Source organism: Streptomyces stelliscabiei, from assembly GCF_014873495.1.
GTDB lineage: Bacteria > Actinomycetota > Actinomycetes > Streptomycetales > Streptomycetaceae > Streptomyces > Streptomyces bottropensis.
In genome coordinates, this window is the sequence record NZ_JADBGF010000001.1 from 2,385,045 (window position 1) to 2,407,469 (window position 22,425).

23 protein-coding genes are annotated in these 22,425 nt (G+C 72.7%); 10 read left to right on the plus strand and 13 right to left on the minus strand.

What is annotated here, in order from left to right:
• Positions 1 to 144: 144 nt before the first annotated feature.
• A complete protein-coding gene (locus H4687_RS10410) occupies positions 145 to 360 on the minus strand; it encodes an I78 family peptidase inhibitor (RefSeq protein ID WP_046914709.1) in 216 nt (71 codons plus the stop codon).
• A 377-nt stretch (positions 361 to 737) separates the two neighbouring features.
• Between H4687_RS10410 and ctaD the strand changes: the two genes are divergently transcribed.
• Entirely contained in the window at positions 738 to 2,468 is a 1,731-nt protein-coding gene (ctaD, locus tag H4687_RS10415; protein WP_046914708.1) for an aa3-type cytochrome oxidase subunit I, read from the plus strand.
• Here the strand turns inward: ctaD and H4687_RS10420 are convergent.
• From H4687_RS10420 to H4687_RS10440, 5 genes are all read right to left on the minus strand, one after another.
• Positions 2,377 to 3,387, minus strand: coding sequence for a helix-turn-helix transcriptional regulator (locus H4687_RS10420; protein WP_046914707.1), 1,011 nt, complete (start codon positions 3,385 to 3,387; stop codon positions 2,377 to 2,379). The two genes, ctaD and H4687_RS10420, sit on opposite strands and share 92 nt — an antisense overlap.
• 77 nt (positions 3,388 to 3,464) lie before the next feature.
• Positions 3,465 to 4,319 carry a hypothetical protein gene (locus H4687_RS10425; protein WP_046914715.1) on the minus strand — a complete coding sequence of 285 codons (855 nt, stop codon included), beginning with the start codon at positions 4,317 to 4,319 and terminating at the stop codon, positions 3,465 to 3,467.
• Positions 4,319 to 5,590, minus strand: a complete 1,272-nt coding sequence (locus H4687_RS10430) for a glycosyltransferase family 4 protein (RefSeq protein WP_046914706.1) — start codon at positions 5,588 to 5,590, stop codon at positions 4,319 to 4,321. The genes H4687_RS10425 and H4687_RS10430 overlap by 1 nt, the downstream gene beginning before the upstream one ends.
• 192 nt (positions 5,591 to 5,782) lie before the next feature.
• A complete protein-coding gene (locus H4687_RS10435; protein ID WP_046914705.1) occupies positions 5,783 to 7,075 on the minus strand; it encodes an ABC transporter substrate-binding protein in 1,293 nt (430 codons plus the stop codon).
• Entirely contained in the window at positions 7,050 to 7,628 is a 579-nt protein-coding gene (locus tag H4687_RS10440; RefSeq protein ID WP_179860161.1) for a hypothetical protein, read from the minus strand. The genes H4687_RS10435 and H4687_RS10440 overlap by 26 nt, the downstream gene beginning before the upstream one ends.
• A gap of 122 nt (positions 7,629 to 7,750) precedes the next feature.
• On the opposite strand from H4687_RS10440, the gene H4687_RS10445 reads away from it, so the two are divergent.
• The 3 genes from H4687_RS10445 to H4687_RS10455 are packed head-to-tail and all read left to right on the plus strand — an operon-like array spanning position 7,751 to position 11,729.
• Complete coding sequence (locus tag H4687_RS10445) at positions 7,751 to 8,257, plus strand: hypothetical protein (RefSeq protein WP_046914703.1); 507 nt, start codon at positions 7,751 to 7,753, stop codon at positions 8,255 to 8,257.
• Positions 8,257 to 11,091: an ABC transporter permease subunit gene (locus tag H4687_RS10450; protein ID WP_050398498.1), complete on the plus strand. Its 2,835-nt coding sequence runs from the start codon at positions 8,257 to 8,259 to the stop codon at positions 11,089 to 11,091. The genes H4687_RS10445 and H4687_RS10450 overlap by 1 nt, the downstream gene beginning before the upstream one ends.
• Positions 11,088 to 11,729, plus strand: coding sequence for an ABC transporter ATP-binding protein (locus H4687_RS10455; RefSeq protein ID WP_046919874.1), 642 nt, complete (start codon positions 11,088 to 11,090; stop codon positions 11,727 to 11,729). Before H4687_RS10450 ends, H4687_RS10455 begins: the two co-directional genes overlap by 4 nt.
• A 28-nt stretch (positions 11,730 to 11,757) precedes the next feature.
• On the opposite strand, the gene H4687_RS10460 is transcribed toward H4687_RS10455, so the two are convergent.
• Positions 11,758 to 12,414 (minus strand): LysM peptidoglycan-binding domain-containing protein, encoded by a 657-nt coding sequence (locus H4687_RS10460; RefSeq protein ID WP_046919875.1) that lies wholly within the window; start codon positions 12,412 to 12,414, stop codon positions 11,758 to 11,760.
• 535 nt (positions 12,415 to 12,949) lie between these two features.
• On the opposite strand from H4687_RS10460, the gene H4687_RS10465 reads away from it, so the two are divergent.
• Both H4687_RS10465 and H4687_RS10470 read left to right on the plus strand, forming a co-directional pair.
• Entirely contained in the window at positions 12,950 to 13,720 is a 771-nt protein-coding gene (locus H4687_RS10465) for a hypothetical protein (protein WP_046919876.1), read from the plus strand.
• Positions 13,721 to 13,883: 163 nt separating this feature from the next.
• Positions 13,884 to 14,240 (plus strand): hypothetical protein, encoded by a 357-nt coding sequence (locus H4687_RS10470; RefSeq protein ID WP_046919877.1) that lies wholly within the window; start codon positions 13,884 to 13,886, stop codon positions 14,238 to 14,240.
• Between the two features lie 113 nt (positions 14,241 to 14,353).
• Here the strand turns inward: H4687_RS10470 and der are convergent, their stop codons facing one another.
• The 5 genes from der to aroH all read right to left on the minus strand — a co-directional run bounded on the left by der (position 14,354) and on the right by aroH (position 18,927).
• Positions 14,354 to 15,814 carry a ribosome biogenesis GTPase Der gene (der, locus tag H4687_RS10475; protein ID WP_046919878.1) on the minus strand — a complete coding sequence of 487 codons (1,461 nt, stop codon included), beginning with the start codon at positions 15,812 to 15,814 and terminating at the stop codon, positions 14,354 to 14,356.
• 107 nt (positions 15,815 to 15,921) lie between these two features.
• On the minus strand, positions 15,922 to 16,602 hold the full coding sequence (locus tag H4687_RS10480; RefSeq protein ID WP_005484956.1) for a lysophospholipid acyltransferase family protein: 681 nt from the start codon (positions 16,600 to 16,602) through the stop codon (positions 15,922 to 15,924).
• Complete coding sequence (gene cmk, locus H4687_RS10485) at positions 16,599 to 17,261, minus strand: (d)CMP kinase (RefSeq protein WP_192781808.1); 663 nt, start codon at positions 17,259 to 17,261, stop codon at positions 16,599 to 16,601. Before cmk ends, H4687_RS10480 begins: the two co-directional genes overlap by 4 nt.
• A gap of 221 nt (positions 17,262 to 17,482) precedes the next feature.
• The gene (locus H4687_RS10490; RefSeq protein WP_046919880.1) at positions 17,483 to 18,568 is read right to left on the minus strand and encodes a prephenate dehydrogenase; all 1,086 of its coding nucleotides are present in this window, start codon (positions 18,566 to 18,568) and stop codon (positions 17,483 to 17,485) included.
• The gene (aroH, locus tag H4687_RS10495; protein WP_005484950.1) at positions 18,565 to 18,927 is read right to left on the minus strand and encodes a chorismate mutase; all 363 of its coding nucleotides are present in this window, start codon (positions 18,925 to 18,927) and stop codon (positions 18,565 to 18,567) included. Before aroH ends, H4687_RS10490 begins: the two co-directional genes overlap by 4 nt.
• Positions 18,928 to 19,192: 265 nt before the next feature.
• On the opposite strand from aroH, the gene H4687_RS10500 reads away from it, so the two are divergent.
• From H4687_RS10500 to H4687_RS10515, 4 genes are read left to right on the plus strand one after another with little or no spacing between them, the layout of a single operon-like run.
• Complete coding sequence (locus H4687_RS10500; RefSeq protein ID WP_050398497.1) at positions 19,193 to 19,876, plus strand: hypothetical protein; 684 nt, start codon at positions 19,193 to 19,195, stop codon at positions 19,874 to 19,876.
• Complete coding sequence (locus H4687_RS10505; RefSeq protein WP_050398495.1) at positions 19,873 to 20,460, plus strand: DUF6529 family protein; 588 nt, start codon at positions 19,873 to 19,875, stop codon at positions 20,458 to 20,460. Before H4687_RS10500 ends, H4687_RS10505 begins: the two co-directional genes overlap by 4 nt.
• The gene (locus H4687_RS10510) at positions 20,457 to 20,891 is read left to right on the plus strand and encodes a Rieske (2Fe-2S) protein (protein ID WP_046916267.1); all 435 of its coding nucleotides are present in this window, start codon (positions 20,457 to 20,459) and stop codon (positions 20,889 to 20,891) included. Before H4687_RS10505 ends, H4687_RS10510 begins: the two co-directional genes overlap by 4 nt.
• A 21-nt stretch (positions 20,892 to 20,912) precedes the next feature.
• Positions 20,913 to 21,620 (plus strand): nucleotidyltransferase domain-containing protein, encoded by a 708-nt coding sequence (locus H4687_RS10515; protein WP_046916266.1) that lies wholly within the window; start codon positions 20,913 to 20,915, stop codon positions 21,618 to 21,620.
• 31 nt (positions 21,621 to 21,651) lie between these two features.
• On the opposite strand, the gene H4687_RS10520 is transcribed toward H4687_RS10515, so the two are convergent.
• A complete protein-coding gene (locus H4687_RS10520) occupies positions 21,652 to 22,413 on the minus strand; it encodes a nucleotidyltransferase domain-containing protein (protein WP_046916270.1) in 762 nt (253 codons plus the stop codon).
• Positions 22,414 to 22,425 lie beyond the last annotated feature (12 nt).

Below are 22,425 nucleotides of genomic sequence, written 5' to 3' on the forward strand. Positions count from 1 at the left end.
CCGCACGGACGAAGGCCCGGCTCGCCACGAGCCGGGCCTTCGTCCGTCAGGGCCTCAGGGCCTCCACCAGGACCCCCGGTCCTGGGCCTCAGGGTCTCCGCCCTGGACCGGGGGCCCCTCGTCCCGGGTCCGTGATGCCGGCCCTCAGCCCTTCCAGGCGCGTCTCACCCGGCCGTCCTCGACCTCCAGGTTCAGCCGCCCGAAGCGGTACTCCATGGTGATGATCGCTCCCGGCGGCAGCTTTCTGACGGTGGACCAGCCGTGTTCCACGGCTCGGCGCTCGGCGTCCGGCGCCTGGAGTCCGACGTACGCGTCGGGGTCGTCCCGGGGTTCTTCTGAGGGGGTGGGAATCGGTGCCATGGCCGCCACGGTAGGCGGCCGGAGCTCCGCTGTCCCCTCGCCGTCACGCTTCTGTCACAGAACCACGACACCCGTTTCGGCCCAACGCAGTCACACGTACGAGCGGTTCCTTACACCTTCCTCGTGCTGTCGAACGGAATTCCCGGGCACTTCGGCACCATCGCGAATAGCCCGTCGGAAAGCTGTCCGGGCCGTGTGTGTCCGGTGCATGTCCAGCCTTTTCCCACCGATTACCGGACGGCTGCCGGAAGCTCCCGCCCCATGGGAAATACACGGTTCCCGCACACTTCCCCCGTACGCCCCCTGTCGGCGCGACGGGGGCGCGAGCATCATGGCGTGCGGCACGGGCCCAGGACGCGGCGGCGAAGGGGCGAGCGATGGGGACCGAGACCGTACAGGCGGTGGCACGACCCGTGGGGGCGAGGACGCCGGGGCGGGTGGTGGTCGACTGGCTGACCACGACGGACCACAAGAAGATCGGCCATCTCTACCTGGTCACGTCGTTCCTGTTCTTCCTGGCGGCCGGTCTGATGGCGCTGGTGATGCGGGCCGAACTGGCCCGGCCGGGCACACAGATCGTGGACAACGAACAGTTCAACCAGCTGTTCACCCTGCACGGCACGATCATGCTGCTGCTCTTCGCGACACCGACCTTCGCCGGGTTCGCCAACGAGATCATGCCGCTGCAGATCGGCGCGCCCGACGTGGCCTTCCCCCGGCTGAACATGCTGTCGTACTGGCTGTTCCTGTTCGGCGGGCTCATCGTGATGGGCTCGCTGCTGGTGCCGTCGGGGCCCGCCGACTTCGGGTGGTTCGCCTACGCGCCGCTGAACAGTGCGGATCGGTCGCCGGGGATCGGGGCCGACATGTGGATCATGGGGCTCGCGCTGTCCGGCTTCGGGACGATCCTCGGCGCGGTGAACTTCCTGACCACGATCATCGGGATGCGCGCCCCCGGCATGACCATGTTCCGGATGCCGATCTTCACCTGGAACACGCTGTTCACGTCGATCCTGATCCTGATGGCGTTCCCGGTGCTCGCCGCCGCGCTCCTGGTGCTGGAGGCGGACCGACGGTTCGGCTCGCAGGTCTTCGACGCCGCCAACGGCGGCGCGCTGCTGTGGCAGCACCTGTTCTGGTTCTTCGGGCACCCCGAGGTCTACATCATCGCCCTCCCCTTCTTCGGGATCATCACGGAGATCATCCCGGTCTTCAGCCGCAAGCCGATCTTCGGCTATCTGACGCTGGTCGGGGCCACGATGGCGATCACCGGGCTCTCGGTGGTCGTGTGGGCGCACCACATGTTCGCCACGGGCGCGGTGCTGCTGCCGTACTTCTCGTTCATGAGCTTCCTGATCGCCGTGCCGACCGGGGTGAAGTTCTTCAACTGGACGGGCACGATGCTGAAGGGCTCGCTGTCCTTCGAGACACCGATGCTCTGGGCGACCGGCTTCCTGGTGTCGTTCCTGTTCGGCGGGCTGACGGGGGTGATCCTGGCGTCGCCGCCGATGGACTTCCACGTCACGGACTCGTACTTCGTGGTCGCGCACTTCCACTACGTCGTCTTCGGCACGGTCGTCTTCGCCACCTTCGCGGGGTTCTACTTCTGGTGGCCGAAGTTCACCGGCAGGATGCTCGACGAACGGCTCGGCAAGATCCAGTTCTGGACCCTCTTCGTCGGCTTCCACACCACGTTCCTGGTGCAGCACTGGCTGGGCGCCGAGGGGATGCCACGGCGGTACGCCGACTACCTGGCGGCCGACGGCTTCACGGCGCTGAACACGATCTCGACGATCGGCGCGTTCCTGCTGGGCATGTCCACGCTCCCCTTCCTCTACAACGTCTGGCGGACCTCCCGGTACGGCGTGCGGGTCGACGTCGACGACCCGTGGGGCTACGGCCGGTCGCTGGAGTGGGCGACCTCGTGCCCGCCGCCGCGCCACAACTTCGTGACGCTGCCCCGGGTCCGCTCCGAGGCGCCGACGTTCGACCTGCACCATCCGAGGTTCGCGGCGATCACGCCGCCCCAGACCCGGAAGGGCCAGGAGCGGACGCCGCATCCCCGGTTCGGTCAAGAGCGGCCGACAGGCGGTCCCGGAGAGTCCTGATGGTGCCGGTCAGCTCCGCCGGTTCGACGACCTCGAAGTCGACGCCGGTCATCATCACGTGAATGGCCATCACATCGAGGTTCGGCGCCCCGGTGCGCAGCAGACAGCTGTGCTCGTCGTAGGCCTCCAGGGTGCCCGCCGAGGGCGAGATCAGTTCGGTTGCCTCGTGCAGCGGCACCAGCAGCCGTACGACGGCGTGCGAGGCGTACACCGTCGTGGAGACCCCTCGGGAGACGTACGCGGCGAGGTCCTCGGCCGGTGGCTCGCGCGGGGTGAAGCGCGGGCCGTGCGGCGGCGTGGGCGTGACCCGGTCCACGCGGAAGGTGCGCCATCCGGCCCGGTCGACGTCCCAGGCGACCAGGTACCAGCGGCGCTCCGTGCACACCAGGCGGTGCGGCTCGACGGTACGGCGGGTGGCGGCGCCGGAGTGGTCGCGATACTCGAAGCGCAGCCGCTCGGCGTCCCGGCAGGCGTTGGCGAGTTCGGTGAGCACCCCGGGGTCGATCGCGGAGAGCCGGGGGCCGCGCAGCAGCGGCACGGTGAAGGCGTTCAGGGCGCCCACCCGGCGGCGCAGGCGGTGCGGCAGCACCTGTTCGAGCTTGGCGAGGGCGCGCACGGAGGACTCGCCGATACCGTCGATGCCCTGCCCGGCGGCCGAGCGCAGCCCGACGGCGACCGCGACGGCCTCCTCGTCGTCGAGGAGCAGCGGCGGCAGTTCGGCCCCGGCGCCCAGCTGGTAGCCGCCGCCCGTGCCGGGGCTGGCGTTGACGGGGTAGCCCAGCTCGCGCAGCCGGTCCACGTCGCGGCGGACCGTGCGCGCGGTGACCCCGAGGCGGTCGGCCAGGTCCGAGCCGGACCATTCGCGGTGGGCCTGCAGAAGCGAGAGCAGTCGTAGCAGCCGTGCCGATGTCTCCAACATGGGGCGAGTCTGTCAGCGGTCGAGGACAGGTCGTGTCCTCGACCACTGGAGAAGACCGTTGAACCGCCCCGCTTCGTTCAGCGCGACATGCGGTCGGTTCGGCTCACGGCGACGACCGTGACGGACAGGTCGTTGTCGGCCGTGTAGGACGGCACGGCCTCCACCGGGCCGTGCCCGGTCTCGACCCGCTTCCCGGGGTAGACGAGGACGGGTGCCTTCTCGACGATGTCGTCGAGCAGCCGCGCCACGCGCACCCGCGGGCCGGACTCCCCCCGCGGGCGCAGCCACAGGTCCCAGGTGCCGGGCCTCAGCTCGCCGTAGGCCACGGTGAAACGGAGGCCGCCCCGGTCGTCCGGGGCGAGGGAGGCCCGTACGGGGGGCGCTGCCCCCGCCCGGTCGGTGACCTCGGCGTACGCCTCGGGCGCGGGCTCGGCACCGTACGCCCGGACCGTCACCTCCAGTCCGTCGTCGCCCACGTGGAGGGCGCCCGCCTCGGCGTGCGGGGAGCGCTCCCAGCTGCGGATGCTGAGGTTGCCGTGCTTGGTGCCGTAGGGGATGCGGACCGCGACCCGGCCGGTGGTGGCCGCGGGCGCGCGGTCGACGAGGGAGCGCAGGTCGTTGAGGCCGGGGAAGAGCCGGTGCGGCTCGTCGTCGGCGACCTGGAGGTAGACGTCCCAGCGGCCCTCGGGGACGTCCGTGCTGCTGGGCAGCGCGGCCCGCAGGCGGCCGTCGCCGGCCGGGGTGAGCGGCAGGCGTACCTTCCGGTCGCTGTCGCGCAGGAGCAGGAGGAGGTGGGCGGCGTCCGTCACGCCCTGCCCGGCGAGGTCGAAGGTCAGGCCGCCGGCGAAGTCGGCGACGCAGTCGGCGCGCGGGGGCACGGCCCTGTCCTCCTGGTCGTCGTGGTGCGTGGGCCGCCGCGGAGCCAGCGTCATCATGCGGTGCGGGCCTTCCTGATCGCGGAGCGGGCGGAGCGTCCGGCACCCCGAACGGCGTACGCGCTGCCGAGCAGAGCACCACGGGTGCGGTGCAGTGAGCCGCGCACCCGGCCCCATGGCGAGGCACCGCCCCGGGCGAGGAGGTCGCCGAAGAGCGTCTCGTAGCGTTCGGCGATGTGGGACGGGTCGAAGCGCTCGGAGTCCTGGAGCGCGGCGTGCGCCATCTGCCGCCGCTTGTCGTCGTCGTTGATGAGTTCCAGCAGACCGTCGGCGATGGCCGGGACGTTGCCGACCTCGACCAGGCGGCCGTCGACGCCGTCCTCGATGATCTCGCCGGGGCCGTGCGGGCAGTTGGTGGAGACCACCGGCAGTCCGCAGCGCATGGCCTCCACGATCGTCATGCCGAACGACTCCAGGCTGGAGGTGACGGCCGCGATGGAACCCTTGGCCCACTCGGGCTCGATGGGGGTGGCGGGGCCCATCAGGTACACGTGGTTGTAGAGGTCCAACTTGTCGACGAGGGAGCGGAGTTTGTCCTTCTGCTTGCCTCCGCCGTAGATCCGCAGGCGCCAGTCGGGCCGCTCCTGACGGACCTTGTCGAAGGCCTTGACGAGCAGGTCGTAGCGTTTGACGGGCGCGAGCCGCCCGGCGGCGACGACCCACTTGCCGGAGCCGTCGGCCGGGTCGATGCCCGGCGCGGGCACCGGGTTGGGCACGGCCTCCAGGCGGACGCCGGGCAGCCGCATCTTCGCGCGGTACGCGCGCGCGTCCGCCTCGGTGGTCGTGGTGAACGCGTCGAGCCGCGGGTAGGCGCCGCGCAGGGTGGCGCGCAGGGCCGGGGAGTGGCTGTCGAGCGTGAGGTGCTCCTGGCCGACACGGACGGGCCCGCGTCGGGTCTGCCGGGCCATGTGCACGTTCAGCCCGGGGCGGGTACCGACCAGGACGTCGGCGTCGACCGAGGCGAGGTGCTCGGCGATGCGCCGGTCGGTCAGGGCGCTGTACTGGGCGTAGCGGCCCTCGGCGCGCGGGAAGACCTTGGCGGGGCGCCGCAGGTCGGCGTGCCCCTTGTCCGCGCCGCCCTCCCGGATGTCGACGAGGCCCCGCAGCCGCACCCTCGGATCGACGTCGAACACCGGCTCGTCACGATGGCGGAAGACGGAGACGATCTCCACGTCGTGCTGTTCGGCCAGGGTGTTCGCGAGGTTGTACGTCGTCCGGATCGTTCCCCCGATGCCGTACGCGTTGTGTATGAGGAAAGAAATGTGCATGCGTCCCCCGAACCCCCTGATTTCCCTGGTCATCCGTTGATTTCCCCGGTCATCCGTCCATGGCGGTGCTGGTCCACCACCACCCGCTTAGACCCGGCATCCCTGGGAATGGTTGGAAGGCATCATCAACTTGTGCTGCAACGGTTGCCCGATCGATAGCCGGATGAGGGAACCTGTTCGCCGCTCAACGCATCAGGGGCTATAGGGCAGTTGCGGAACGTCGAAGCAGGTGTCGTTCATGTCCCCCTGGCCCACCCACCCCTTCCCGTCCTGCCAGCGGGCCACGGAGACACAGGTCCGGCGGGTCCTCGGCGGCTCGGTGAGCCGCTCGAAGCGGACGGGCACGAGAAGCCCGTCGGCGCTGTAGGGCTCGTCGCGGTTCATGAAACGGTCGACGCACGCGCGCGTGACGCCTTCCCCGCTCCCGGCGCACGAGCGCGCCGCGTCCGTGAACCACATCGCGGCGGCCCAGCCCTCCAGCTGCCACTGGGAGTGCGTCCTGAGACTCTTCGTCGCGTCGCGGAACTCCCGTACGGCCCGGTCCTCGCCGTCCGCGTGGTTGCGGCTGGAGCCGGTGGCCCACAGGGCGTTGCGGCAGTGCGGGGCGTCCGCGTAGTCCTCGGCGATCGTGGAGGTCCAGTTCTGCACGTTGGTGACCTTGGCGGTGAGTTCGACGCCCGCCGCGTCGAGCGCCGCGCAGAGCCGGGCGTTGCCGTGGCCGTCGATGGCGTCGAACACCAGGTCCACGTCCCGCTCCTTGATGTCGGCGGCCACCGCGCGGAAGTTGGGCAGCGCGAAGTCGACCTGCTCGGTGATCACCTCGTATCCCTCGGCCCTGAGCCCCCGCACGACCAGGCGCGCGTACGCCGCCGAAGCGGGCTGGTTGTACGAGACCACGGCGGCGGTGCGGGCGCCCTGCTCGCGCGCGAAGTAGCGGTAGACCTCGGTGCCGCCGTACTGCTTCCCGTCCCAGCCCGTCGTGCCGTTCCGGGGCGCGAGGCTGCCGTAGACGCTGTAGAGGTACGGGTAGGTGTCGTAGGCCGGGCCGATGGGCTGGCCGCCGATGTCGGGCACGCGCGCGCGGGCGACGCGGGAGGCGCCCGCGTAGTCGAGGGCGGTGGTGGCGACGAGCGCCACCACGCCGTCCTCCTCGACGAGCCGGTGCACGCACTCGTTGTTGCCGACGCCGCTGCCCCCGTCGTCGCACTCCCGCACCTCCACCCGGCGGCCGTCGATGCCCCCGCGCGCGTTGAGCGCGGCGAAGTAGGCCTTCGCCCCGTCGCGCGGCCCGGTGAACGCGGTGCCGCCCACCGGGCTGGTGACGCTGGTGACGATCCCGACGCGCAGCGGCTCCGCGCCCGCCGAGGCCGTGGTGCCGTCCCGGCGTTCGAAGTCGCTCTCCGGGAGCCGGCTGCCGCATGCCGTCACCAGCAGGAGCAGCAGGCCCGCGGCGGCCGTCTCAGCAGCCCGGACCCGGTGTCGCATTGCCGCTCAGCGCGACCAGTCCGCACAGCGTCTTGACGGAGATCTTCCAGGTGCCGTCCTGCTCGACGGCCGTGCCCGCCGCGTCCGGCAGGGCCGTGGCGCCCTCCAGCAGCAGCGTGTACGTCACGTCGGCGCCGGTCGCCGAGGTGAACGTGACCTTCCGCACCTCGGCCTCCACCTGCCCGCCGCGCTCGTCCCCGCTGAAGGCCGCGAGGACCGGGCCCATCTCGTCGCCGTTCTCCAGCACGGCCTGCTTCTGCTCGGTGGAGGTGGCCGGGTCGAAGAACGTCTTCCAGTTCTCCTTGATCTGCTTCTCGGCCGCCGCCGTGTCCCCGGGTCCGCTCGCGGTGACGGTCGTCTCGCCGGGCTCCTCGGTCGTCCGTTCCACGGTCGGCGTGGGCGGTGCCGTGTCACCGCCGCCACCGCTGTCGTCGCTGCACGCCGCGAGGGCCGGGGCGAGGAGGAGGACCAGGGCGGCCGCCAAGGCCGTACCCCGTCCCGCCGCCGCGGGCCCGCGCCCGCTCGCCCGCCTGAGGTCGCTCCCGAGAACCATCTGGCTCACCACCGGGTGTCGGTCCGGGCGGTCGACGCCCGGTGCTTTCAGGGTCAGGTTGCAGGGGGCATAGTGCAAGCCATCGGCTGAGATGGACAGACACACGACGTGTGGAGGCCCGGATGCGGACAGCCCGACCGCGGAGCGTGCGGCCCTTTCTGTGGGCTCTCTGGGCCGGCTGGGCCGCGCTCGCCGGCGGGGCGGTGCTGTGCGTCGTCGGCTGGTACGGCGTCTCCGGCGAACGCTTCGCCGAACGCCAGCTCCCCTACCTGGCCTCCTGCACGGTCCCCGGCGCCGCGCTGATCATCGCGGGCTCGGTCCTCCTCGCCCACGGCAGGAGCGCCCTGGCCGTCTCGCGGGTCGAGGAGCTGTACGGCCTCCTGGTCGCCGCCGAACCCTCCGGCGCCGACGCGTCCGGGCAGGCGGCCACCGCCCCGCTCGCCGTCAGCGGCAGGCTGCTGATGGTGCCCGGCGGCACCCTGTGGCACCGCGCGGACTGCCCGCTGGTGGCCGGCAAGGCGGAGGCGGTGCCGGTGGACTCGCGCGTCCTGGCCGGCGGTGAACTGCGCCCCTGCCCCATCTGCGAGGCACCCGCCGGCAGCGACCCCGCCGGGCCCGCGGAGGGCTGATGGCCTCGCTGACGTACGACCTCACGCTGGCGGGACTGTCGGTCGGCAGCGCCGCCGCCCTCAGCGGCATCGGCCTGATCGTGACGTACCGGGCCACGGGTGTGCTCAACTTCGCGCACGGGGCGATCGCCATGGTGTGCGCGTACCTGCTGCGCCAGTGCACCGTGGAGTGGGGGTGGCCGCTCTGGCTCGGCACCCTCGTGACCCTGTTCCTGGTCGCCCCCGCCCTCGGCCTGGCCCTGGAGCGCCTCGTCTTCCGCCCGCTCGCCGTGCTCGGCGGTGACCCGGCACAGACGCTGGTCGCCTCGATCGGCGTCTTCGTCCTCCTCGTCGGCGGGGCCGTGCTGCTGTGGGGGCAGGGGGCGCGGGACGACGTGCCGACCGTGCTGTCCGCCGACCCCTGGGGTCAGCTGGCGGTGGCCGTGGCCGTCGCGGCGGCCGTCGGCGCGGTCACCCGCTGGACGCGCTTCGGCCGTGAGCTGCGCGCCGTCGTCGACGACCGCTCCCTCGCCGTCCTCGGCGGTATCGACGCCGACCGGGTGGCCGCCGCGGGCTGGGCGTTCGGCTCCTTCACGGCGGGCCTGACGGGCGTGCTGCTGGCTCCTTACGTCCGCCTCGACCCGTACGGCCTGCCGCTGCTGGTGATGGAGGTGATCGCCGTGGCGGTCGCCGCCCGGATGCGCCGTCTCGGGGTGGCCGTGCCGGTCGCGCTGGGGATCGGGGTCGCCCAGAGCCAGCTGACCCGGTTCCACCCGTCGGGCCGGGCGGAACCGCTGCTCCAGGCCGTGGGCGCGAACCTCTTCGTGGTCGCCCTGCTGGTCGCGGCCCTCGTCCTGCCCGGGGTGGGGACTCGTGACGCGCTGCCCCGCACGGCGACCGCCCGGGTCCGCACCCCCGCCGGCGCGTGGATCGTGGCGCTCGCGCTGTTCCTGATCCCGCTGGGCTTCGCGGGCGAGGACCTGCACACGGCCGTCCAGGTCCCGGCGCTGGGCGTGGTCCTGCTCTCCCTGGTGGTGGTGACGGGCCGGGGCGGCCAGATCTCCCTGGGCCAGGCGGCGTACGCGGGTCTGGGCGCGCTCTTCACCGCGCTGCTGTCGGCCGGCCGCCTCCCCCTGTTCCCCGCCCTCCCCGAACTGACCGCCCTCCTGGTCGCCGTCCTTCTGGTGGCCCCGCTCGGCCTGCTGACCGGTTGGCCCGCCATCCGCCGCCAGGGTCTGGCGCCGGCCCTCGCCACGTTCGCCGTGGGCGTCGGCGTGAGCCGCTTCGTCCTCGCCCAGCCGTACGCGACCTCGGGGCTGACCCCGACGCGCCCTACGGGGTTCGAGGGCGACCGGGCGTACTACGTCCTGGAGCTGGGGCTGCTGTCCCTGGCCCTGCTGGCCACCCACACCCTGTGCCGGGGCCGCACCGGGCGGGCCCTCGCCGCCCTGCGGGACCACGAGTCGGGCGCGTCGGCGGCGGGTGTGCCTGTCCCGTCGCTGAAGCTGGCGGCGTTCGTCACGGGCGCCGCCCTGGCCGCCCTCGGCGGCGGCATGCTCACCATGGGCGTCCGCGCCTTCGACCCCGGCGCCTACGACCCCGTCCGCGGCCTCCTCTGGTTCGCCGCGATCGTCGTCCTGGGCGCCGACAGCACACTCGGCGCCCTCGCGGCGGCCGCCCTGCTGGTGGGTCTGGACGCGGGCACGAAGGGCGGCGTCGCGGCGGCACTCATCGGCGTCCTGGCCGTCCTGGCAGGCCGCTTCCCGGGCGGCCCCCAGGAGGCGGTACGAGCGGCCCTCGCCCGGCTCCGGCCGGGGCCGGGCCTCCGTCACGAGCTGACGCCGACGGGAGCACGGGCCCGGGAGCGGGTACGCGCGGGCATGGCGGGCGTCGGGAGCGCCGCTAGGGACGGGCGGGGCATGAGCGGGGCCTCGGCGGCCTCGACGGACGGCCGGGCGGAGGCGGGCCGGGGCGGACCGGGCGCGACGGAGGCGGACCAGGGCGGGTCCGCGACCCCCCGCCCCGCGGAGCGGGCCGGAGACCCACCCCCCTCGGGCGGTGCTCTCCGCCTCGCCGGGGCCGAAGCCGGCGCGGAGGGGCGCGAGGCACAGCCCGCAGCCCGCTCAGGCACCCCTCCCCCACCCCTTTTCCTCCGGGCCCGCCGCCTCCGTCTCGTCCACGGCGGCCTCGCGGCCCTCGACGGTGTCGATCTCGACGTGCCGCCGGGGCGGGTCAGCGCGGTGGTGGGGCCCAACGGTGCCGGGAAGAGCACCCTCCTCCACTGTCTCGCCGGGTCGCTGCGGCCGGGGCAGGGGCGGGTGCGGCTCGGCGGGCGGGACATCACGAGGCTGCCGGCGCACGCCCGCACCCGGCTCGGCATCGCCCGGACGTTTCAACAGCCGGCCGTCTTCCCCTCGTCGACCGTGGCGGAGAACGTACGGGTGGGCGCCGAGCAGGGGCGGCGCGCCGATCCGGCAGCCGTGGAACGGGCGTTGCGGCTGTTCGGGCTGGACGGGGCTGTGCGGACGGCGCCGGCGGCCGGACTGCCGACCGGGACGCTGCGGCGGATCGAGCTGGCGCGGGCCCTCGCCGGGAACCCGCGTGTGCTGTTGCTCGACGAACCCGCCGCCGGACTCGACACGGCCGAGGTGGCCGCCCTGGCCCGGGTGCTACGGGCCCTCGCGGACGACGGCATGGCCCTGCTGGTCGTCGAGCACGACCTCGACCTCGTCGCGGACCTCGCGGACGTCGTGCACGTCATGGCCGCGGGCCGGATCGTCACCTCCGGCCCCGCCGACCACGTCCTGCGCACACCGGGCACCCTCGACCCGCTCGACCCGGCGGTGGACCGATGACCCTCCTGGCCCTCCGCCACGCCCGCGTCCGCTACGGCCCCCTGGAGGCCCTGCACGGCCTCACCCTCGCCGTCCCGGGCCCCGGCCTCACCGTGCTGCTCGGCCGCAACGGCTCCGGCCGTACGACGGCGCTGCGGGCCCTCGCCGGCACGGTCCCGCTCTCCGGCGGCGCCGTCGTGTGGGACGGGGCCGACGTCACGCGCACACCGGCGTACGAGCGGGCCCGGCGGGGCCTCGTCCTCGTGCCCGAGCGGCGGGCCGTCTTCGGTTCGCTCACCGTGCGCGAGAACCTCGAACTGGCCGCGCCGGACCTCTCGTACGCCCTGGACGCCTACCCACGGCTGGAAGCCCTGCTCCCCCGCCGCGCCGGCACCCTCTCCGGGGGAGAGCAGCGCATGCTCGCCCTCGCCCGTGCCCTGTCGGCCCACAGGCGGGTCGTCCTCGTCGACGAACCCACCCAGGGCATGTCACCGGCCGTCGCGGCCCGCACGTACGCACTGCTGAGCCGCCTCGACGCGTGTGTGGTCGTCGCCGAACAGCGCCTGCCGTCGGGGCTGCGCGGTGTGCCGGGCGTCCTGGTGTACGAACTGCGGCGCGGGACCCTGGCGTTCGGCGGCGAGGCGGCCGAACTCGCCTGACGGGAGCGCGGACCTGCGGGTGGCGGGGTCAGAGGTCGAGGCGCCGGCCCGGCACGATCATGTCGGGGTCGCCGCCGATGACGGCCTTGTTGGCCGCGTAGATCTGCCGCCAGGTGGTCCCGTGCCGGGCGGCGATCCCGCTCAGGGTGTCGCCCTGCCGGACGGTGTAGTCGCCGCGGGACGAACCCCGGTCCGCGTGTCCGACGGGCCGCGACGGGGCCGCCTCGACGGACTTCTGCGGGCGCGCGGGGGTGACCCGCCGGGTCGATCCGGTCGCGGCCGCGTCGGCGGAGGGCGCGCCGGGCGCGCTGCCGGCCGCGCCGGCGCGACGGGAGCAGGTGGGCCACGCTCCCCAGCCCTGGGCACGCTGGACCTTGGTGGCGACCGCGATCTGCTGGGCCCGAGAGGCCCGGTCCGCGGTCGCCGCGTAGGCGGTTCCGCCGTACGCGCGCCAGGTGGAGGCGGCGAACTGGAGTCCGCCGTAGTAGCCGTTGCCGGTGTTGATGTGCCAGTCACCGCCGCTCTCGCACTTGGCGATGCGGTCCCACACTCCGCTGTCGGCCGCCGAGGCGGTGCCGGTGAGGGCCAGGAGGCCCAGCGGGGCGAGCAGCGCCGCCCCGGCGAGGACGGCCGTCGTACGCGTCTTCCGGGCGCTGCCGCGCGTGGTGTCGGCACATTCGGACATGAAGATCCCTCTCCACGGACCCGGGGTCCCCCAGGGCGGGGCGCTTCCCGCGCATGGACGCGAGTGTCGCGCTCCGCCCCGTCCGCCGCGGTGGTGCTGCACGCTGTCCTGCTCTGCGCGACCGGCGGACGTACCCGAGCGGTGCTCGTTGCACACGGCCGGGAATGTAGGGAGGTTGACGACCTGTCAGCAAGCAATCGCCTGTCGTGCGAGGCCAGTTCGCCGTTACCGCAAGTAGCAGCCAGATCCGGCCACCCATTTCATTCCCTGATTTCCGGATATGTCGACCAAGTGGCCCGATAGCCTGTGACTCACTTCACCGGATCAACTTCCCCGGACCTCGGCGAAGTTGGCGCGGAGTAACCGATTCCACCCACGAGTTCACCCTGCGCTGCGGTTGGTTCGATTCCGTTCGTCCTCGGGCGTGACTCCGGCCACAGATCGTCCGTTGTCATCTGCATGAGCCGGAACCTCCGCGCTCATGGGGCCGGGCGCCACCCGGCACCGACACGCACCGCATCCCGAGGAGCCACCCGTGCCGCGCATGCTCGAGGTCAGCGACGAGGTACGCGCCGAGATCGGCGACGAAGAGGCCGACCGGCTGCTCGCCGGAGAGAACGCCCCCGGCGGCTACGACTGCACGTCGTGCCGCACCCCCGGCGACTCCGAGCAGGAGCGCACCAGCACCGTCCTCTTCGTCGGCGACGAGACAGCCGTGCTCGCCTTCGCCCACTCCACCTGTCTGCCCTCCCAGGTCGTCCAGGTCACCGAGGAGCAGTTGCAGGGCGCCGCCCGTTCCATCGCCGGGGACAACCCGGTCCAGGCCGCGCCCGAGCAGGCCGTGCTCGGCGTCACCAGCGGACTGATCCTGCTCAGCGGCGAGCTGCACCCGGCGCTGGTCGTCGAGCCGACCGCCCCCATCGCCCGCCCCGGCACGACGGGCGTCGGCGACGACTTCCTGCCGCTGCTCATCGAGCAGGGCTTCATGCCGCTCCCCCAGATCGACTCCGTACCGCCCGTGCTGCACGGCTGGTCGGTCCTGCTCGCCATGGGTCAGCTGCACGCCATCCTGCAGCCGGGCACCACCGGTGGTTCACCGGTCGCGTGGTGGCAGGCCCACCAGGCGCTGCAGGTGGCCGACGCGTGGCGGGCCGCCGCCAACAAGCATCAGCAGGTGCTGATGTTCGCGGCGCCGGTGGGCTCGATCGGGCGGCAGCCGCGGGAGGACCTGCTGCGGGACGCGCTCGACAGGGCCGCGGCGAACGGGAAGCTGGTGGCGGCGACCCTGCCGCTGGCCGGCACCTGAGCGTCCACCCGCCGAAGCCGTGACGACCCGCCCCCTCGGGGCGCGATCCCTTCCCGGAGGCTGAATGGTTGAGGTAGCGCATCCCTTCCGGGGCGGGGTCGTTGGCACAGGCGTGCACGCATACGAGGTTCCCCGCCGCCAGTCCTATCAGTCGATCCCGTCCATGCGGCCGACTCAGGACCCTTCGTCCACACCCATCTACGACACGCTCTACGCGGAGTGGGTAAGGACCTACCGGACCCTGCCGGGTGACCGGCACGGGGAGGAGGACATGGGGTTCACGGGCTTCGGCAACCTGTCGCACGGCTCGGGCGGGCCGCGCGCCACCGGGTCGTACACCTCCGCCTCGTACGCCGCCCGGCACGCGGCGGGTCACCTCGCCACCCAGCGCGAGAACCAGCCCGGCCACACGTCCGGCACGGCGGCCGTGTGGCAGCCGGTCGGGCGGATCCCCACCGGACACACCGGGATGCACCACATCCCGTCGCCCCTGCCCCCGAACCCGCGCCGAGGTCTCTGACCACGCAGAGACGCGAAGCGGCGCGCAGGGACACATGAGGAGGGCGGCTGCCCGAGGTCACCGGACCTTCGGACAGCCGCCCTCCTCACACGTGTGCGCCGGCGACGGTGGGACTACTTCTTCTTGCCGCGCTTCTCGCGCACCCGCACCGAGATGTGGATCGGGGTGCCCTCGAAGCCGAACTCCTCACGCAGCCGGCGCTCGATGAAGCGTCGGTAGCCCGCCTCGATGAAGCCGGAGGCGAAGAGGACGAAGCGCGGGGGCTTGGTGCCCGCCTGGGTGCCGAACAGGATGCGGGGCTGCTTGCCGCCCCGGATCGGGTGCGGGTGGGCGGCGACCAGCTCGCCGAGGAAGGCGTTCAGACGGCCCGTCGGGACGCGGGTCTCCCAGCCGGCCAGCGCCGTCTCGATCGCCGGGACCAGCTTCTCCATGTGCCGGCCGGTGCGCGCCGAGACATTGACCCGGGGCGCCCAGGCGACCTGGCCGAACTCGGTCTCGATCTCCCGCTCCAGGTAGTAGCGGCGCTCCTCGTCGAGGGTGTCCCACTTGTTGTACGCGATGACCATCGCGCGACCGGCCTCGACCGCCATCGTCACGATGCGCTGGTCCTGGACCGAGATGGTCTCGGAGGCGTCGATGAGGATGACCGCCACCTCCGCCTTCTCGACGGCCGCCGCGGTGCGCAGCGAGGCGTAGTAGTCGGCGCCCTGCTGGAGGTGGACGCGCTTGCGGATGCCCGCCGTGTCGACGAACTTCCAGACGACACCGCCGAGTTCGATCAGCTCGTCGACCGGGTCACGGGTCGTGCCCGCGATCTCGTTGACGACGACGCGCTCCTCGTTCGCCACCTTGTTCAGGAGGGAGGACTTGCCGACGTTCGGGCGGCCGATCAGGGCGATACGGCGCGGACCGCCGACCGCCGTGCCGAAGCTCTGCTCGGGCGCCTCGGGAAGTGCCTCCAGGACGGCGTCCAGCATGTCACCGGTGCCGCGGCCGTGCAGCGAGGAGACCGGGTGCGGTTCGCCGATGCCGAGGGACCACAGAGCGGTCGCGTCGGCCTCGCCGCTCGGGCCGTCGACCTTGTTGGCGCAGAGCACCACGGGCTTGTTGGCCTTGCGGAGCAGCCGGACGACGGCCTCGTCGGTGTCGGTGACGCCGACCTTGGCGTCCACGACGAAGACGACGGCGTCGGCGGCCTCGATGGCGTACTCGGCCTGGGCGGCGACGGAGGCGTCGATGCCGAGGACGTCCTGCTCCCAGCCGCCGGTGTCGACGACCTTGAAGCGGCGGCCCGCCCACTCCGCCTCGTAGGTGACGCGGTCGCGGGTGACGCCGGGCTTGTCCTCGACGACCGCCTCACGGCGGCCGATGATGCGGTTCACGAGCGTCGACTTGCCGACGTTCGGACGGCCGACGACGGCGAGGACGGGCAGCGGTCCGTGACCCGCCTCGTCGATCGCGCCCTCGACGTCCTCGATGTCGAAGCCCTCTTCCGCGGCGAGCTCCATGAACTGCGCGTACTCGGCGTCGCCAAGCTCTCCGTGCTCGTGCTCGGAGGGAAACTGGTCGTTCATGAAGTCCGTACCTCGTAGTTCATCGTGGTGATCGGTGGAACACCCGGCTCGTCGTCGGATGGTCCACTACTCAGTGTCGCCCAGCGCCCGATCGGACGCCCGGCGTTTTACCGGCGGCCGGTGAGCCGCCGGGCATGCTCCAGGTGCGCGCCGAGCTGCTGCTGGATGCGCACGGTCGCCTCGTCGAGGGCCTTGCGCGTACGCCGTCCGCTGCCGTCGCCCGCCTCGAACGGGTCACCGAAGACCACGTCGACGCGGGAGCGCAACGGGGGCAGCCCCTTGACCAACCGTCCGCGCCGCTCGGTGCTTCCCAGTACCGCCACCGGCACGATCGGCGCTCCGCTGCGCACGGCGAAGTAGGACAGCCCGGCGCGCAGCGAGGCGAAGTCTCCCTCGCCCCGCGTGCCCTCCGGGAAGATGCCCAGCACACCGCCGCCCGCCAGGACGGCGAGAGCGCGGGTGATGGCGGTGCGGTCGGCGGTCGAGCGGTCGACCTCCACCTGGCCGACGGCGCGCATGAACGGGCCGAGCGGACCGACGAACGCCTCCTTCTTGACCAGGAAGTGCGAGGGCCGGGGCGCCACGCCGATGACCATGGGGCCGTCGACGATGTGGGAGTGGTTGGGGGCGAGGATCACCGGGCCGGTCGTGGGGACCCGCCAGGCGCCCAGCACGCGCGGCTTCCACAGCCCGTACATCAGGCCCACGCCGATACGCCGGCCCACCTCGGCGCCGAGCGGCGAGGGAACCTCGGGCGACGCGGCCCGGCCCGTGGCGGCTTCGCTCACTCGCCCGCCCGCTTCTCCTCGACGAGGGTGACCACGCACTCGATGACCTGCTGGAGCGTGAGGTCCGAGGTGTCCACCTCGACCGCGTCGTCCGCTTTGGCGAGCGGCGAGGTCTTGCGGCTGGAGTCGGCCGCGTCGCGCTTGAGGAGGGCCTCGCGGGTCGCCTGGACGTCGGCGCCCTTCAGCTCGCCGCTGCGGCGGGCGGCGCGGGCCTCGGGGGAGGCCGTCAGGAAGATCTTCAGGTCGGCGTCCGGAAGTACGGTCGTACCGATGTCGCGGCCCTCGACGACGATGCCGTTCGCGGCGTCCGCCGCGATGGTCCGCTGCAGTTCGGTGATCCGCGCCCGCACCTCGGGGACGGCGCTGACCGCGCTGACCCGGGAGGTGACCTCCTGGGTGCGGATCGGCCCGGCGACATCCGTGCCGTCGACGGTGATGGTCGGCCCTGACGGGTCCGTCCCCGACACGATGTCCGGCTTGCCGGCCACGGCCGCGATCGCCGTGGGGTCATCTATGTCGATGCCGTTGTTGACCATCCACCAGGTGATCGCCCGGTACTGGGCGCCCGTGTCCAGGTAGCTCAGCCCGAGCTGCGCGGCCACGGCCTTCGAGGTGCTCGACTTGCCCGTGCCGGAGGGGCCGTCGATGGCAACGATCACTGTGGCGCGTTCCACTGGGGAGCACCTTTCCTGGTCCGAGGTGGTGGGGCGGGACGGAAAGCGCCCCGGACAAGGGTACTGGGTGCGCATGCCCCGTCCGGCCCTGCCCACCACCGCCCCGGCCCCACGGCCGCCGGGCTCTCCTGCCGGATCGTCCAGCCCCGCTCGGCACCACCGCCACCGTCGCCTGCGCCGGCCTCCGGCCGCCGACCCACCACCCCCTACTGCCGGATCGCCCAACCCCGCTCCCGCAGCGCCCCCGTCAGCACCACCGCCGCCTTCGGCTCCACCATCAACTGCACCAGACCCGCCTGCTGCCCGGTGGCGTGCTCGATGCGGACGTCCTCGACGTTGATGCCGGCGGCGCCCGCGTCGGCGAAGATGCGGGCCAGCTGGCCCGGCTGGTCGTCGATCAGTACCGCCACCACCTCGTAGACCCGTGGCGCGGACCCGTGCTTGCCGGGGACACGGACCTGGCCCGCGTTGCCGCGGCGCAGGACGTCCTCGATGCCGGTGATGCCTTCGCGGCGCTTGGCCTCGTCGCCGGCCTGGAGGGCGCGCAGGGCCTGGACGGTCTCGTCGAGGTCGGCGGAGACGTCGGTGAGGAGATCGGCGACCGGGCCGGGATTGGCGGAGAGGATGTCGATCCACATGCGCGGGTCGGAGGCCGCGATCCGGGTCACGTCCCGGATGCCCTGCCCGCACAGCCGTACGGCCGACTCGTCGGCGTGCTCCAGCCGCGCGGCGACCAGGCTGGACACCAGGTGCGGCATGTGCGAGACCAGGGCGACGGCCCGGTCGTGGGTGTCCGCGTCCATGACCACCGGGACGGCCCGGCAGTGCGAGACCAGCTCCAGGGCGAGGTTCAGGACCTCGGTGTCGGTGTCGCGGGTGGGGGTGAGCACCCAGGGCCGGCCCTCGAACAGGTCACCGGTGGCGGCCAGCGGGCCGGACTTCTCCCGGCCCGCCATGGGGTGCGAGCCGATGTAGCAGGTGAGGTCGAGGCCCAGTTCCTCCAGCTCACGGCGGGGGCCGCCCTTGACGGAGGCCACATCTAGGTAGCCGCGCGCGAGGCCCCGCCGCATGGCGTCGGCGAGGGTCGCGGCCACGTGCGCGGGCGGGGCCGCGACGATCGCGAGGTCCACCGGGCCCCCGGGCGCCTCGTCGGTGCCGGCGCCCAGCGCGGCGGCCGTACGGGCCTGCTCGGGGTCGTGGTCGGCGAGGTGGACGGTGACACCGCGCTGGGCCAGGGCGAGGGCGGCGGAGGTGCCGATCAGCCCGGTGCCGATGACGAGTGCGGTTCTCACTGGGCGATGTCCTTGCGGAGTGCGGCCGCCGCCCCCAGGTACACGTGCGCGATGTCCGAGCGCGGCCGGTCCGACTCTATGTGCGCGAGGATGCGTACGACCCGGGGCAGGGCGCCCTCTATGTCCAGCTCCTGCGCGCAGATCAGCGGCACGTCGACGATGCCGAGCTTGCGCGCGGCGGCGGCCGGGAAGTCGCTGTGCAGGTCGGGGGTGGCCGTGAACCAGATACTGATCAGGTCGTCCGGGGTGAGCCCGTTGCGCTCCAGGACCGCGGTGAGCAGCTCGCCCACCTGCTCGTCCATGTGCCCCGCCTCGTCCCGTTCGAGTTGGACGGCGCCCCGGACCGCTCGTACCGCCACGGCTCTGCTCCTCACTGCTGTACATCCCGGCCTAGTACGACCAGCCTAGTCATCCGGCCCGGACCGGTGCGCGACGCCTGCCTGCCGAAAGCCTGGCCGAAAGGCGACCACGAGGGCGGATCACGGCCGCAGACCCGGACAATGTCATGCGAACGTCACTGTCCCGCCACTTGGGTCGAAACACCCCGGTACGCCCCTGGACGGCGCCCCGTGCGTCCGCTTCCATGAAGGAGGCCGTCCGCGCCACGCCTCGGGGGAGGCTCCCATGAAGCGCTCCGGACCACTTCTCACCCTTCTCGGCGGGCTGTTGCTGGCCCTGTTCATGCTGTCGCTCAACGCGACGACGGGGACCCGCGCCGACTCGGCGTCCGCCACGACCGACCCACCGCCCGCCTCGGCGACCCCGAGCCCGCCGCCGAGCCCGCCGCCGAGCCCGTCGGCGAAGACCTCGCCGTCACCGGTCCCCGCCCCGCCGGCCGACGCCGACTACGCGGGCCGCACCGACGACGACTCGGCCGCCGTCGCGGTGACCCTGCGCGACGGCAGGGCGGTCGCCTACTTCTGCGACGGCCGCGACAAGGAGGCATGGCTCAAGGGCGACGTACGGGACGACGGCGGCATGCGGCTCACGGGCGGCGACGGCGCCGAGCTGAACGGCACCCTGAAGGGCGGGAGCATCACCGGCACGGTCGACATCGCCGGTCACGCGTACGACTTCACCGCACCGAGGACCGTCGAGCCCTCGGGGCTGTACCGCGCGACCGGCAACGTACGCGGAGCCAGGGTCGACGGCGGCTGGATCGTGCTGCCGGACGGCCGTCAGGTCGGCATTCTCAAGCGCGACGGCGAGCCCGCAGCGGCTCCGGAGATCGACCCCGCGACCGGCACCGTGACGGTCGACGGAGAACAGCTCACGGCCCGCCCCGTCACCCCGGAGGGCAGCTCATGACCGTCGATCCGAACGCCGCGACCCAGGACTTCCCCTCCCCGCCCACCCCGGCGCGCGCCCCCGCCGGCGCCTCCCGCTATCTGGTGCCGGCCCTCGTGGCCTGCGCCGTGGCGGTCGCCCTCGGCGTCTACGGCAGGGCGCACGACCCGGCGGGCACCGCGTTCAACCTCGCGGGCTTCAGCAGCACGGGCGCGGTGAAGTCATGGCTGGCGACGGCCGCGTTCGGCTTCGCGCTGGTGCAGCTGACGTCGGCGCTGATGATGTACGGGAGGCTGCCGGGCCCGAGATGGTCGGGGGTGCTGCACCGCTGGTCGGGGCGGGCGGCGTTCCTGCTCGCCGTGCCGGTGGCGGTGCACTGTCTGTACGCCCTCGGCTTCCAGACGTACGAAACACGCGTTTTGTGGCACTCCCTCCTGGGTTGCTTCTTCTTCGGTGGATTCAGTGCGAAGATGCTGCTGCTCCGTTCGGAGCGACTCCCCGGCTGGCTCCTGCCGATCGTCGGCGGTCTCGTCTTCACCGCGCTCACGGTCGTCTGGCTGTCCTCCGCCCTCTGGTTCTTCCGCACGTTCGGAGTGACGACATGACGATGGGTTCCACGCGGCGCACGGTGCTGACCACGGGCGCGGCGGGCACGGCGGCGCTGCTCATGGGGTGCGGTGAGTACGGCGGGGACGACGGCGGCGACACCACGGAGCGGTCCTCCCCCGGGGGCACCGCCGCGGACGGCGGCGAGGAACTGGCGAAGACGGCCGACATCCCGGTGGGCGGGGGCAAGATCTTCGACGAGCAGAAGATCGTCGTGACGCAGCCCGTGGAGGGCGACTTCAAGGCCTTCTCGGCGGTCTGCACCCACATGGGCTGCATCGTCAGCAGCGTCTCGGACGGCACGATCGACTGTGCGTGCCACGGCAGCAAGTTCAAGGTCGCGGACGGGGCCGTGGTCCACGGACCGGCCACCGAGCCGCTGCCCTCGGAGAAGATCACCGTCGCGGGAAATTCGATTCTGCGGCCTTGATCCACCCCGTACGCTCCGGGCATGCAGCCCCCGCACCCGCACGATCTGGTCCGCGACCACACGATCTACGCCTGCGTGATGGGGTCGCGGGCCTTCGGTCTCGCGACGGACGACAGCGACACGGACCGGCGGGGCGTCTTCCTGGCCCCCACCGAGCTGTTCTGGCGCTTCGAGAAGCCGCCCACACACGTGGAGGGCCCCGCGGAGGAGCAGTTCGGCTGGGAGCTGGAGCGCTTCTGTCATCTGGCCCTGCGCGCCAACCCCAACATCCTGGAGTGCCTGCACTCCCCCCTGGTGGAGCACGTCGACGCCACGGGCCGTGAACTGCTCGCCCTGCGCGGGGCGTTCCTGTCCCGCCGGGCCCACGAGACGTTCGCCCGCTACGCCCTCGGCCAGCGCAAGAAGCTCGACGCGGACATCCGCACCCACGGTGCCCCCCGCTGGAAGCACGCGATGCATCTGCTCCGCCTCCTGATGAGCTGCCGGGACCTGCTGCGCACGGGCGAGCTGACCGTCGACGTGGGCGATCAGCGCGAGCCCCTGCTGGCGGTGAAACGCGGCGAGGTGCCGTGGGCCCGGGTCGAGACCTGGATGGCCAGGCTGGCGACGGAGGCCGCGGACGCGGCGGACCGCAGCCCTCTGCCGGCGGAACCGGACCTGGCCGGGGTCGAGGACTTCGTCGTACGGACCCGGCGCGCGTCGGCCCTGCGCACCGCACGGGGTCGTTGAGCCGCGCGGGGCCTCGGCCCCGCGGATCACCTCAGCCCTTCAGGCCCTCCAGCCGGACGCGGACGACGAAGTCGTGCAGGGCGTCGTACGCGGCCGGGTTCTCGGGCAGCACCGAAAGGGCCTGTTCCTCCTCCAACACCCCCTGGAGCCGCTCCACGTCCGCCGCCACGCGCTCCCGGTCGACGTCCGCCTTGCCGTGCTCCTCGGCCGCCTTCGCCGCGACGAGGTCCGGCAGATAGGCGGGGGCCTCCTCGGTCTCCGGCACCAGGGTGGGCAGATGGGCCTGCACCTCGCCGCTGCGCATGAGGTGGATGCCGGTGAGCAGCACCCGGAACGTGTAGAGCAGCGGCTTGAGTTCACCGGTCTTCTCGAAGAGCCGCCACTGGGTGAGGGCGAACCCCCGGTAGTGGTGGGCGTGGTGCCGGGTGAGGACCCCGGGGGCGAGCGCGACCAGTTCGCGGTGCCACTCACCGGTGTGCACGACGAGCGGGGAGAGCAGCTGCTCCAGCACATAGCCGTTGCGGCGCAGCATCAGCCGGGCGAACTTGCGCAGGTCGTGCGTGACGAGGTCCATCTCGACGCCGTCCCGGTCCCACATCCTCGACCGGGTCTCCTCCGGATCGCGCAGCCCGACCAGTTCGGCCGCGGGCAGCAGATGCACACCGCGCAGGTCGACGTCCGAGTCGCGCGAGGGGAAGCCGTACAGGTGGGCTCCGGAGACGGTGGCGAACAGCAGGGGGTCGGGCTGTTCGGCCACCACGGGGGCCAGGTCGATGTCGAGGGCGTCGGTCAGGGCGTCGGTCAT

Coding starts and splice junctions, on each gene's coding strand:
- H4687_RS10450 (WP_050398498.1), top strand. CDS start 8,257: ATGGCCTCGCTGACGTACGACCTCACGCTGGCGGGACTGTCGGTCGGC.
- H4687_RS10410 (WP_046914709.1), bottom strand. CDS start 360: ATGGCACCGATTCCCACCCCCTCAGAAGAACCCCGGGACGACCCCGAC.
- der (WP_046919878.1), bottom strand. CDS start 15,814: ATGAACGACCAGTTTCCCTCCGAGCACGAGCACGGAGAGCTTGGCGAC.
- H4687_RS10455 (WP_046919874.1), top strand. CDS start 11,088: ATGACCCTCCTGGCCCTCCGCCACGCCCGCGTCCGCTACGGCCCCCTG.
- H4687_RS10515 (WP_046916266.1), top strand. CDS start 20,913: ATGCAGCCCCCGCACCCGCACGATCTGGTCCGCGACCACACGATCTAC.
- H4687_RS10510 (WP_046916267.1), top strand. CDS start 20,457: ATGACGATGGGTTCCACGCGGCGCACGGTGCTGACCACGGGCGCGGCG.
- H4687_RS10445 (WP_046914703.1), top strand. CDS start 7,751: ATGCGGACAGCCCGACCGCGGAGCGTGCGGCCCTTTCTGTGGGCTCTC.
- H4687_RS10440 (WP_179860161.1), bottom strand. CDS start 7,628: ATGGTTCTCGGGAGCGACCTCAGGCGGGCGAGCGGGCGCGGGCCCGCG.
- ctaD (WP_046914708.1), top strand. CDS start 738: ATGGGGACCGAGACCGTACAGGCGGTGGCACGACCCGTGGGGGCGAGG.
- H4687_RS10505 (WP_050398495.1), top strand. CDS start 19,873: ATGACCGTCGATCCGAACGCCGCGACCCAGGACTTCCCCTCCCCGCCC.
- H4687_RS10425 (WP_046914715.1), bottom strand. CDS start 4,319: ATGACGCTGGCTCCGCGGCGGCCCACGCACCACGACGACCAGGAGGAC.
- H4687_RS10500 (WP_050398497.1), top strand. CDS start 19,193: ATGAAGCGCTCCGGACCACTTCTCACCCTTCTCGGCGGGCTGTTGCTG.
- H4687_RS10470 (WP_046919877.1), top strand. CDS start 13,884: ATGCGGCCGACTCAGGACCCTTCGTCCACACCCATCTACGACACGCTC.
- H4687_RS10430 (WP_046914706.1), bottom strand. CDS start 5,590: ATGCACATTTCTTTCCTCATACACAACGCGTACGGCATCGGGGGAACG.
- H4687_RS10435 (WP_046914705.1), bottom strand. CDS start 7,075: ATGCGACACCGGGTCCGGGCTGCTGAGACGGCCGCCGCGGGCCTGCTG.
- H4687_RS10460 (WP_046919875.1), bottom strand. CDS start 12,414: ATGTCCGAATGTGCCGACACCACGCGCGGCAGCGCCCGGAAGACGCGT.
- H4687_RS10420 (WP_046914707.1), bottom strand. CDS start 3,387: ATGTTGGAGACATCGGCACGGCTGCTACGACTGCTCTCGCTTCTGCAG.